Source organism: Christensenella minuta (genome assembly GCF_003628755.1).
GTDB classification, from domain to species: Bacteria; Bacillota; Clostridia; order Christensenellales; family Christensenellaceae; genus Christensenella; species Christensenella minuta.
The window spans coordinates 727,862-739,997 of sequence record NZ_CP029256.1; the positions used below are offsets into that span (position 1 = coordinate 727,862).

Annotated in this window: 11 protein-coding genes; all 11 read left to right on the plus strand. The window is 49.4% G+C overall.

Annotation, left to right across the window (positions count from 1 at the left end; all coding sequences use genetic code 11):
• Positions 1-6: 6 nt before the first annotated feature.
• Positions 7-726, plus strand: coding sequence for a pseudouridine synthase (locus B1H56_RS03530; RefSeq protein ID WP_066518922.1), 720 nt, complete (start codon positions 7-9; stop codon positions 724-726).
• Between the two features lie 199 nt (positions 727-925).
• Positions 926-2,431 carry an acyl-CoA carboxylase subunit beta gene (locus B1H56_RS03535; protein ID WP_066518919.1) on the plus strand — a complete coding sequence of 502 codons (1,506 nt, stop codon included), beginning with the start codon at positions 926-928 and terminating at the stop codon, positions 2,429-2,431.
• A gap of 15 nt (positions 2,432-2,446) precedes the next feature.
• A complete protein-coding gene (locus tag B1H56_RS03540) occupies positions 2,447-2,812 on the plus strand; it encodes an OadG family transporter subunit (protein ID WP_066518917.1) in 366 nt (121 codons plus the stop codon).
• 26 nt (positions 2,813-2,838) lie between these two features.
• Positions 2,839-3,231 carry a biotin/lipoyl-containing protein gene (locus B1H56_RS03545; protein ID WP_066518914.1) on the plus strand — a complete coding sequence of 131 codons (393 nt, stop codon included), beginning with the start codon at positions 2,839-2,841 and terminating at the stop codon, positions 3,229-3,231.
• A gap of 114 nt (positions 3,232-3,345) precedes the next feature.
• Positions 3,346-4,437, plus strand: coding sequence for a sodium ion-translocating decarboxylase subunit beta (locus B1H56_RS03550; protein ID WP_121418965.1), 1,092 nt, complete (start codon positions 3,346-3,348; stop codon positions 4,435-4,437).
• 21 nt (positions 4,438-4,458) lie between these two features.
• Positions 4,459-5,856 carry an oxaloacetate decarboxylase subunit alpha gene (locus tag B1H56_RS03555; protein WP_066518911.1) on the plus strand — a complete coding sequence of 466 codons (1,398 nt, stop codon included), beginning with the start codon at positions 4,459-4,461 and terminating at the stop codon, positions 5,854-5,856.
• A 70-nt stretch (positions 5,857-5,926) separates the two neighbouring features.
• Positions 5,927-6,718 carry a 5'/3'-nucleotidase SurE gene (gene surE, locus B1H56_RS03560; RefSeq protein ID WP_066518904.1) on the plus strand — a complete coding sequence of 264 codons (792 nt, stop codon included), beginning with the start codon at positions 5,927-5,929 and terminating at the stop codon, positions 6,716-6,718.
• Positions 6,719-6,774: 56 nt separating this feature from the next.
• The gene (locus B1H56_RS03565; protein WP_066518902.1) at positions 6,775-7,665 is read left to right on the plus strand and encodes a MurR/RpiR family transcriptional regulator; all 891 of its coding nucleotides are present in this window, start codon (positions 6,775-6,777) and stop codon (positions 7,663-7,665) included.
• Positions 7,658-8,887, plus strand: coding sequence for a BaiN/RdsA family NAD(P)/FAD-dependent oxidoreductase (locus tag B1H56_RS03570; RefSeq protein ID WP_066518900.1), 1,230 nt, complete (start codon positions 7,658-7,660; stop codon positions 8,885-8,887). Before B1H56_RS03565 ends, B1H56_RS03570 begins: the two co-directional genes overlap by 8 nt.
• Before the next feature lie 114 nt (positions 8,888-9,001).
• Positions 9,002-10,543, plus strand: a complete 1,542-nt coding sequence (gene rny / locus B1H56_RS03575; protein WP_066518894.1) for a ribonuclease Y — start codon at positions 9,002-9,004, stop codon at positions 10,541-10,543.
• Positions 10,544-10,679: 136 nt separating this feature from the next.
• Positions 10,680-12,107, plus strand: coding sequence for an adenylosuccinate lyase (gene purB / locus B1H56_RS03580; RefSeq protein WP_066518891.1), 1,428 nt, complete (start codon positions 10,680-10,682; stop codon positions 12,105-12,107).
• Positions 12,108-12,136: the final 29 nt, after the last annotated feature.

Genomic DNA, 12,136 nt, shown 5'->3' on the forward strand with positions numbered 1-12,136 from the left:
AAAATCATGAGACTGCAAAAATTTTTAGCGGATGCGGGTATTGCTTCACGCCGGAAAGCGGAGGAACTGATTGCCGCTGGCAGGGTAGAGGTTAATGGAAAAACCATACGAGAGATGGGCTTTCTTGTCGATCCGGAAAAAGATGAGATAAAATATTTGAACCGAGTCGTAAAACCCGCGAAGAAGAAAATCTATTTAATGCTCAATAAGCCGGCGGGATGCGTGTCCACCTGCCATGATGAAAGCGGCCGGAAAACCGTTATGCAATATGTGAAGGATGTAAAAGAGCGGCTTTATCCCGTGGGCAGGCTGGACTTTACAACGGAAGGCCTTTTGCTGATGACAAATGACGGCGCACTTACCAACGCGCTTACCCATCCGCGGCATAACGTCTCCAAAAAATATCTGGCGGTGATAGATTCAGAAGTAACGGATGAAGAGCTTGAAAAGCTGGCCAAAGGAGTAGTTCTTGACGACGGGTATAAAACGGCTCCTTGTATTTTAAAGCTTTTATCGGAGGCAAAGGACCGCAGCGAGGTGCTTTGTATTATTACCGAGGGGAAAAATCGGCAGGTAAGGCGGATGTTTGCGGCAATTGAGAAAAATGTATGCTATTTGAAGCGAGTTGCTGTCGGAGATATCAAATTGGGAAACCTGCGGAAGGGAACTTATCGAATGCTGACGGATGAAGAGGTGGCCTATTTAAAAAAATTTATTTCTTTATAAAAAAATGTTTTTTTGGCAGGGAAATAAAGGCCACATGTTGAATTTGTATAAGTAGGATAAGTTTTTAATTACACGGAATAATTATCGCTCCTTGTATTTTATGCTTTCTTTGCACGCATATGCATCGGGTGATTCGTGCGAAAGCATGGAAACGTGTAACCTTGTTTTTATTTTAAATTTTTAATATGGAGGTATCATAATGGGCAAACTGGAAGAGCTCAGGCAAAAGAACGCAGAAGTTCTTGCGGGTAATGAGCAGAATGTTCAGGCTCAGCACGCCGCTGGAAAAAAGACTGCGCGTGAGAGAATCAGCAGCCTGCTCGACAAGGGCAGCTTCGTTGAAATCGAAAAGTTTGTAAAGCGTACGTTGGCGACCCCGGGTTTTGAGGCCGCAAGCGAAACAGGCGAGGGCGTAGTATGTGGATACGGGACGGTTGCAGACCGGGCGGTATTTATCTACGCACAGGATTATACGGTCCTTTCGGGGTCGCTTTCCGCGGCGCATGCGTCTAAGATTATCAAGGTCATGGACATGGCTGCCAAAAACGGTGTTCCGGTCATTGGCGTGCTCGACTCAGGCGGTGCGCGTATCTCGGAAGGGATTGCGGCGATTGACAGTACGGCGGCGATCCTGAACAAATATAATGAAATTTCGGGCGTGGTGCCCACGGTTACGATCGTGGCGGGGCCGTGCATTGGCACAGCAGCCTATATTACAGCGGTATCCGATTTTACACTGATGGTAGACGGTATTTCCGCTGTTGCGCTTCATGGACCGCAGATATATGCGTCTGCACTTGGCAAGGGCATTGAGGCGAAGGAATTTTTCGGTGCCAGGAATCACGCTGAAAAGACCGGACTTGCACAATTTGTATGTGCGAATGAAGACGAATGCGCTGGGACCGTAAAAAAGCTTATTTCGTTCCTGCCGTCCAACAACTTGGACGAAGCGCCCTACGAAGTTACGGCAGACGACCTTAATCGTCAGCTTCCGTTTACGGGAGAAGAGAAGTACGATGCAAAAGCGGTAATAGCTGCGGTTTGCGATGGAGGCGATTTGCTTGAACTTCAGTCTGCTTACGCTGCGGATATAATTCTTGCCTTTGGCAGGATCAACGGCAATGTATGCGGTTTTATCGCCAATTCGGATACGGATATTACGGGCGCAGGCGCGAAGAAAGCGGCGCGGTTCGTGGAACTGCTGGATGCCTTTAATATACCGGTTGTTACGCTTGCTAATTGCGGCGGTACGAAATTCGACGTGGAAGCGGAGCAGGATTCTCTGATCCGGGATGCGGCGCGCCTGATCTCTGCCTATGCGCAGGCGGGAATCCCCAAACTTACCCTGATTACGGGCAAAGCAGTGGGAGATGGATTCGCTGTAATGTGCCCTAAAGCGCTTGGCGCTGATATGGTTTATGCGTGGCCGAATGCGGAGATATCCTCTATGCCCTCCGAAGCAGGCGCGCTCGTTTTGTATGAGGATGAAATTGATAAAGCAGAAGACGGTGTTGCTGCAAAGGCCCAGATGAAAGACAAATATATCGCGGAATACGCGAATCCGTGGCAGGCAGCGGCTCAGGGCGTGATCGACGATGTGATCGAGCCCGCGCATACCCGCCAGATTCTTGTGGCCGCACTCGAAATGACGATTTCAAAACGGGAAAACAAGCTGCCGAAGAAGCACGGCGTGCTTCCGCTCTAGGAAAGGTGGATCGTCATGAACAGTGGACTTAGTTTAGCTGAAAAATTTTCCATAGCTGGTGAAACGACGGCGCTAGGGCTTGTAGTCGTATTTACGTGCCTGATCCTGCTGATCGTTGTAATCATAGTCCTTTCAGCCATACTGAAGGAACGTAAAAAACCGGAATCGAGGCTTGAAAAGGTAATGAAAGAGCCTCTGCCGGAAGTACCGACAGTGCAGGTACAGGACGATGAACTTCTTGCGGTCCTTACTGCGGCAGTCGCAGCGGCAATGGAAAGTGAAGGGAGTTCAACACCTTTCGTCATCCGTTCCTACAAAAGGACGGGCGGATCTCGGGCATGGAACCGTGCCGGACGGGATTCGCAGATCACGAACTGGTAATCAAATTTATTTCGGAGGTAACAAACATGCGCAGATTTATTATTAATGTCAATGGAAATTCTTATAACGTAGATGTAGAAGAGGTTGGTGCACCCGCGCCCCAGGCCGCCCCGGTTGCTGCTCCTGCAGCGGCGCCTGCCGCTCCGCCGGCTCCGGCACCTCAGGCTGCTCCGCCGGCACCCGCTCCTACAGCAGCGCCCGCCGACGGCATTAAAGTCACGGCGCCGATGCCGGGGAACATTCTCGATATTCAAGTAACGGAAGGCCAGCAGGTTGCGGAAGGCGACATACTGGTCATTCTTGAAGCAATGAAAATGGAAAATGAAATTATGGCTCCTCATGCAGGGACAGTCAAAACGATTTCAGTTGCAAAAGGAGCTTCCGTAGAAACCGGAGACCTTCTTGTGGTAATTGGTTAAAACGACTAAAACTATTGAGGAGGTTGATTCATTTTGGAAAATTTTGGAGAGACATTATCCAATTTCTTGCAATCGACCGGGTTTTTTAATGCTAGTGACTGGCAGCAGTGGGTAATGATAGGTATAGCATGCGTATTGCTTTACCTGGCCATTGTTAAAAAATTCGAGCCGTTGTTGCTCTTGCCGATTGCATTCGGCATGCTGTTGACAAATCTGCCGATTGCGGAAATGTACCATACGGAGCTTTTTGCCGGCGGACATGTAGACTGGACGAACTTCCAGGGGACAGCCGGTTTGCTGGATTATTTGTATCTCGGGGTAAAGCTTGGCATCTATCCGCCGCTTATTTTCCTTGGCGTCGGCGCGATGACAGATTTTGGACCGTTGATTGCAAACCCAAAGAGTTTGCTCCTTGGGGCTGCGGCACAGCTTGGCATCTTTATTGCGCTTATTTTGGCCCTGCTCGTCGGGTTCGATCCGAATGTCGCGGCGTCGATTGGTATTATCGGAGGTGCGGACGGACCGACGGCAATTTATGTTACGTCAAAGCTGGCGCCTGAGTTCCTGGGGCCGATTGCGGTGGCGGCATATACATATATGGCACTCGTGCCTGTTATACAGCCGCCGATCATGAAGCTGTGCACGACAAAAAAAGAGCGTTCCATCAAGATGGAACAGCTTCGCCACGTATCGAAGCGCGAGAAGATCATCTTCCCGATCGCAGTTACAATTTTCGTATCCCTGCTTGTACCTGCAGCGGCGCCGCTTGTCGGCATGCTGATGCTTGGCAACCTGATGCGTGAATCCGGCGTGGTGGACAGGCTGTCCAACACAGCCCAGAACGAACTGATGAACATCGTCACGATCTTCCTTGGCGTATCGGTCGGCGCAACGACAAACGGATCTGTATTCCTTTCCGGAACGACAGTCGGCATTATCATCCTCGGCGTAATTGCCTTTGGGTGCGGTACACTTGGCGGTGTGCTGCTTGGAAAACTTATGTGCAAACTGACGCACGGCAAGGTGAACCCGTTGATTGGTTCCGCCGGCGTGTCCGCGGTGCCTATGGCCGCGCGCGTATCCCAGAAGGTCGGTCAGGCGGAGAACCCTTCCAACTTCCTGCTCATGCACGCAATGGGTCCGAACGTGGCAGGCGTAATCGGCTCGGCAGTGGCGGCAGGCGTGCTGCTCTCGCTGTTTGGCTAATGAACTGAAGGAGAAACAACTATGGCAAAAGTAAATATTATGGATACAATCATGAGGGACGCGCACCAGTCGCAGGCGGCGACGCGCATGACGACGGAAGAAATGCTTCCAGTCGCGCCCCTTATGGACAGCATCGGCTATTGGTCGATCGAATGCTGGGGCGGCGCAACGTTTGACGCGTGCCTCCGTTTTCTGAATGAAGACCCGTGGGAGCGCTTGCGCAAGCTCAGGAAGGCGATGCCCAACACAAAACTGCAAATGCTTCTGCGCGGACAGAATCTTCTCGGATATAAACATTATGCAGACGACGTCGTTGACTTCTTTGTAAAGATGGCATGCAAAAACGGGATTGATGTCATCCGTATTTTCGATGCGCTTAACGACACGCGCAATCTGCGCCAGTCGATCGAATCGACTAACCGTTACGGCGGATGGCCGGAGGTCGCGCTTTCCTATACGACAAGCCCGGTGCATACGCTGGATTACTTTATTGAACTTTCCCAGGAGCTTGAACAGATGGGTGCGAAATCCATCTGTATCAAGGACATGGCAAACCTGTTGCTGCCTTACGAGGCCTATAATCTCGTTTCGGCAATGAAAAAGCATGTCAAGGTTCCGATCCACCTGCACACGCATAACACCAGCGGCGTGGGGGATATGACCTATCTGAAGGCGATCGAAGCGGGTGTCGACATCATTGATACGGCGCTTTCGCCGCTTGGAAACGGCACGTCCCAGCCGGCAACGGAATCCATGGTCGCAACGCTTGCGGGGACCGAATACGATACGGGACTTGATCTGAAAAAGCTGACGGAAGCGGCGAAATATTTTACCAAGGTTGCGGACAGGCTGAAAGCCGATGGATTCCTTGATCCTAAGGTTTTGGGCATCGACATCAACACGCTTCTGTACCAAGTTCCGGGTGGAATGCTCTCAAACCTGATCAGCCAGCTTAAACAGTCGGGCGCGGAAGATAAACTTATGGACGTGCTGGCCGAAGTACCGCGCGTACGTGAAGACTTTGGCTACCCGCCGCTGGTTACGCCTTCAAGCCAGATCGTCGGCACACAGGCTGTGCTGAATGTTCTTTCCGGCGAACGCTATAAGATGGTGACAAAGGAATCCAAGGCAATGCTGCGTGGCGAATATGGCAGACTGCCTGCGCCGGTCAACGAAGAAGTGCGGAAAAAATGCATCGGAGACGATGAGATCATCACGGTTCGGCCGGCAGACCTCCTTCCTCCTGAAATGGATAAATACAGGGAAGAAGTCAAAGGATGGATGGAGCAGGAAGAAGATATCGTAACTTACGCAATGTTCCCGCAGGTAGCACCGAAGTTCTTTGAATTCCGGCGCGCGAACCAGTACAAGCTAGATTCGGAAATGCTGGATAAGGATAACATGATCCACCCGGTATAATGAAAAAAAAGAAGCCGCATAGAACTTGCGGCTTCTTTTTTGTTATAATGAATGCAGGAGGAGAGATGCAATGAATGTTCTGATTACAAATGACGACGGAATCCATGCGTGCGGAATCCGCGCACTGGCAGAGGCGGTAGCGGATATCGGTCATCGCGTGACGGTGGTCGCGCCCGACCGTGAAAAAAGCGCGTGTGCGCATGCGCTTACTATGGATATGCCGCTTACAGTAAAACCTGTAGATGGATTTGGGATGCCGGCTTACGCTGTCGCGGGCACTCCGGCGGACTGCGTAAAAATCGGCATGGCGCACCTGCTGGATAAAAAAGCGGACATAGTGCTTTCAGGGATCAATATAGGGGCAAATCTGGGTTCCGACATCGTATATTCGGGAACGGTGAATGCCGCTTTGGAAGCAAACATGCTCGGTATCCCGGCGGTTGCATTTTCCCAGTCGCTTCTCAGGACACAAGATGAAGACAGTTCCGCGTATTTTAGGGAAGCGGCCAATCTTTCGGTGCAGCTGATGCAGGCATTTGCGGTGGAAGAACTAAAAGAGTGTATTTATAATGTCAATTTTCCAGCCGCCGCTGGAAGCGCTATCCGGGGCATTAGGTTTTGCGAGCAGGGGATCAGCGCCTATGACGATACCTATGAGAAACGAACGGATCCCTTTGGAAGAGAATATTTTTGGATTAGCGGACATTTGATGGAGGATGAATATAACGAAAAACACCAGACCGATATCAAGTGGAACCGGGAGGGATACATCACGATAACGCCCCTAAAATGGAATCAAACCGCCCGGGACGAGCTGACTTCTTTAAAATGCAAGATGAAAGAGATAAAATTGCATTTCTAAGCATTTTTTGTTATAATAAAGACCATTAAATGTATTATGTGTAATTGGAGGAGAGAATGGTCGGTAATGTGATAGACCGTATCAACAGCGAATATGCCAAAATGTCCAAAGGACAAAAGCTGATTGCGGATTATATTTTGAAGGAATATGATAAAGCCGCCTTTATGACGGCAGCGACCCTGAGCAAATTGGTGGGGGTAAGCGAATCCACGGTCGTGCGCTTTGCATATGCACTCGGGTACGACGGATATCCGAAGCTTCAAAAGGATTTACAGGAAGTCATCCAGACCAAATTAACGACGGCGCAGCGGCTTAACATGATGGAGGGCTTAACCTCAGATGAAGTCGTGAACGCATCCTTTAAAACAGATATCAACAATCTGCGCGTCACGCGGGAGCATATCAATACGGAGAATTTGGAACGTATTGTAGACAGTATTGACAAGGCAAGAAAAATTTATATTCTGGGCACCCGCTCGAGTGGCCCGCTGGCGGAATTTCTGCGGTATTATATGAACTATATGAATGAAAATATCCGTCTGATCCGTTTTGACGGCAGTGACATTTTCAGCCAGATACTTACGGCTAACGAGCAGGATGTGGCAATCGCGATCAGTTTTCCGCGCTATTCCATGCGCACGATCGAGGGAATGACATATCTAAAAAACTGCGGCTGTAAGGTTGTTGCTATTACAGACAACGAAGCTTCTCCGCCCGCTCAGATTGCAGACTATACTCTGACGGCTAAAAGTTATATGAACTCATTTGTAGATTCTTTTGTGGCACCGCTGGCGGTGATCAACCTGCTCATCATTATGCTGGGATTGCGCAAGAAAGACGTATTATTTGCGAATTTCAACCGCCTTGAAGAACTGTGGCAGACAAATGATGTATATGCAACAAAAGAGCTCGACGCGCAGATAACCGACGAGGATATCTATGAATAAACTGATTGTTATTGGAGCTGGGGCTGCGGGCATGATGGGGGCTTATGCGGCTGCGTCACGCGGGGTTTCCACAACTATAATTGAAAAGAACGAAAAGGCGGGCAAGAAACTTTTTATCACGGGGAAGGGGCGCTGCAACATTACCAATAACTGTGATATCAGTGATTTTTTCCCACAGATCGTGCATAATAGTAAATTTCTTATGAGCGCGCTTTATACGCTCGGCAACGAGGGACTTATTACCCTCTTAAACGAGAACGGACTGCAGACCAGGGTTGAGCGCGGGGGGCGGGTGTTTCCGCAAAGCGATCGCTCGAATGACGTTATTAAGACTATGCTCCGCCTTGTACGAACAGCCGGAGCGCATCTTCGGCTGGATACCGCGGTGAAGCGGATCGAAAAACAGGAAGAGACATTTATCGTGTCTTTGGGAGACGGCACTGATTTGCATGCGGACGCGGTATTGATCGCTACGGGTGGAAAATCTTATCCGCGGACCGGGTCAACGGGCGACGGATACCGGTTTGCGCAGGAGTTCGGCCACCGCATCGTGCCGCCGCACCCGGCATTGGTTCCGCTTGAAGATGTACATCATGTTTGTCCTAAGATGCAGGGGCTGACCCTTAAGAATATAAATTTTTCCCTCTTCCAAAACGATAAAAGGATATATTCCGAGCAGGGCGAGCTTCTGTTCACACATTTTGGGATATCCGGACCGGTAGTATTATCTGCAAGCAGCCTCATCAATCATGAGGAACAGCCGCTTGTCCTGCGTGCGGAGATCGACTTGAAACCGGCCCTCAGCTTGGAACAACTGGACGCAAGACTTTTACGCGAATTTGAAGAGGCGAAAAACAAGCAGCTTAAGAATGTTATGCTTGAGCTTTTGCCGGGAAAAATGGTGCATCCGTTTTTAGTGGAAAGCGGACTCGATCCGGAAAAAGCGGTCCACAGCGTTACGCGACAAGAAAGGGAGCGCCTTTGCAGGAGCCTGAAGGCTTTTTCTATTGCGATTGCCGATACGCGGCCGATAGAGGAAGGGATCATTACTGCCGGGGGCGTATGTGTGAAGGAAATCAACCCGTCGACAATGGAGTCGAAATTGGTGCGAAATCTCTACTTTGCGGGCGAGGTAATGGATGTAGACGCGAAAACAGGCGGTTTTAACCTTCAAATCGCATTTTCCACCGGATTTCTTGCCGGGACAAGCGTATTTAATTGACATTGGCCCCAAATAAAGATACAATATATATTGGTTATATTTGTTATTATTACAAACTTGCCAAGTTGAAATTTGAAAACAGAATTATGGAAGAATGGGAGGTGAATTTGCTAAGTGGATGTGATAATTCCTATCCTCGTAGGCGTAGGCGGCCTCGTGATTGGCCTCATTGTCGGCTACTTTTACAGGCGCAACATTGCAGAGTCAAAAATCGGCCGTGCCGAGGATTCCGTTAAAAAATTGATCGACGAAGCGCAAAAACGTGCCGAGGTCATCAAAAAAGAGACGGTGCTCGAGGCTCAGGAAGAAGTTCACAAGCTGCGTAGCGAATTTGACAAGGAATCAAGAGAAAGACGAAACGAAATTACAAAGATTGAAAAGAGACTTGTGCAAAGGGAAGAACTGCTGGATAAGAAGTTAGACAGTATTGAGCAGAAAGAAGAACAGGTCAACAGAAAGACGAAAGAAATCGCAAAAGCAAAAGAAGACCTTGCAAACGTCCATGCTCAGCAGCTTGAGCAATTAGAGCATATTTCTGGCATGACGATTGATGAAGCCAAGGGCCTCCTGCTTGAAAAGGTTGAGCACGAAGCGCGCCATGATATGGCGGTGATGCTGCGTGATATTGAGCAAAAGGCAAAGGATGAGGCAGATAAAAAGGCAAGGAACATTCTGTCGCTTGCGATTCAAAAATGTGCCGCCGACCATGTGGCGGAGAGTACGGTGTCCGTGGTTAATCTGCCCAACGACGAAATGAAAGGCAGGATCATTGGCAGAGAAGGCCGGAACATCCGGACGCTGGAAACGGCAACGGGGATCGATCTTATCATAGACGATACTCCTGAAGCGGTCATTCTTTCCGGATTCGATCCGGTAAGGCGCGAGGTTGCAAGAATCGCACTTGAGAAACTGATTGTGGACGGACGGATTCATCCCGCGCGTATTGAGGAAATGGTGCATAAGGCCCAGAAAGAAGTCGATACGCAGATCCGGGAAGCCGGTGAGCAGGCCGTATTCGACGTTGGGATTCATTCTCTGCATCCAGAGCTTGTCCGCTTGCTGGGCAGGTTGAAATACCGTACCAGCTACGGTCAAAATGTTTTAAAACATTCGATAGAAGTTGCGCATCTAGCTTCCCTGATGGCTGCCGAAATCGGAGCAAACGCAAAATTTGCGAAGCGTGCGGGTCTGTTGCACGATATTGGAAAGGCGGTCGACCACGAAGTGGAAGGGCCGCACATCCAAATCGGCGCTGATCTTGCAAAGAAATATAAGGAAAACGCAGATATCATCAATGCAATCGCGGCTCACCACGGAGATGTGGAGCCCAAGACGGTGGAAGCCGTTCTGGTGCAGGCTGCCGATGCGGTTTCCGCTGCAAGACCGGGCGCACGAAGAGAATCTTTGGAAAATTACATTAAACGTCTTGAAAATCTTGAGGAAATTGCAAATTCATTTGCAGGCGTTGATAAATCTTACGCAATTCAGGCCGGCCGCGAGGTCAGGATCATTGTAAAGCCTGATGAGATAGACGACGCAGGAACAACTTTACTGGCACGAGACATCGTGAAAAAGATCGAGGCCGAACTTGATTATCCCGGACAGATTAAAGTCAATGTAATTCGGGAAACGAGAACGACGGATTATGCAAAATAGTAAAGAGGCGGTTTTATAACCGCTTCTTTTTTTAACTGCGGGCAGGGGAAAAACATGGTTGCCTGCCTTGAAAACAAAGGATAAAACCGATACAATAATAAAGTATGATCTTAAACGAAAAGGCGGTATTGATTCAATGAAGGACGTTTACGAAAATCCACTAATCACAAGATATTCCAGCCGGGAAATGGCGCACATTTTTTCCGACGATATGAAATTTAAAACTTGGCGGAGGCTGTGGGTTGCGTTGGCGGAAGCCGAGCATGAAATGGGGCTTCCCATCTCGCAGGAACAGATCGATGAGTTGAAGAGATATGCGGAGGACATCAATTATGATGTGGCACAGGCGCGTGAACGAGAAGTGCGCCACGATGTGATGTCGCATGTTTATGCCTATGGCGTGCAATGCCCGAAGGCCAAGGGAATCATCCATCTCGGTGCGACGAGCTGCTATGTGGGGGATAATACGGATATCATCGTAATGGACCAGGCGCTCTCTATGATCGAGAAAAAGCTTGTAAACGTTATTGCGCGCCTGAAAGAATTCGCCCTGAATTATAAGGATATGCCGACGCTTGGTTTTACGCATTACCAGCCCGCACAACTGACGACGGTGGGCAAGCGCGCTACGCTGTGGATGCAGGACCTAGTGATGGACTATGAGCAGCTTCAGTTTGTAAAATCTCAAGTAAGGCTTCGCGGCGTAAAGGGAACGACCGGTACGCAGGCGAGCTTCCTAACGCTCTTTGAGGGAGACGCGAATAAGGTCAAAGAGCTTGAGCGCAAGGTGGCGCGGAAACTGGGCTATGAAAAAGTATACGCGGTCACCGGACAGACCTATCCGCGCAAATTTGATAGTATCGTTGCCGACCTGCTTTCCTCTATCGCTCAAAGCGCATATAAATTTGCAAACGATCTTCGTCTGCTGCAGAACCTGAAGGAAATCGAAGAGCCTTTCGAGAAAAAACAGATTGGATCATCCGCAATGGCATATAAGCGCAATCCAATGCGTTCTGAGCGGATATGTTCGCTCGCCCGGTATATTATCAGCCTCGCGTCCAGCCCGGCGATTACGGCTTCTACGCAGTGGTTCGAGCGGACGCTTGACGATAGTGCAAATAAGCGGCTCGTGATCCCGCAGGCTTTTATGGCGCTTGACGCAGTACTGAACATCTACCTCAATGTTTCGAGCGGTATGGTCGTTTATCCGAAGGTCATCGAAAAGCGTATTCGTGAGGAACTCCCTTTCATGGCGACGGAAACAATCCTGATGGATGCCGTCAAACGCGGAGGAGACCGGCAGGTGCTGCATGAAAAAATTCGTGAATATTCCATGCAGGCGGGCGCGCGTGTAAAAGAAGAAGGAAAGGCCAATAATTTGATCGAGCTGATTAAAGCGGATGTGGCCTTCCGCATGAAGCCAGAGGAGATCGATGACATTATGGACCCGCGTAATTTTACCGGACTTGCGGAGGTGCAAACAGAAGATTTTATCCGGGAAGTAGCGGACCCTGTTCTTGGAAAGTACAGCGATCTCTCTATGCAGGGAGAAATAAACGTATAAAGCGGACAAAAAGTGTTTAAATTTTTGTC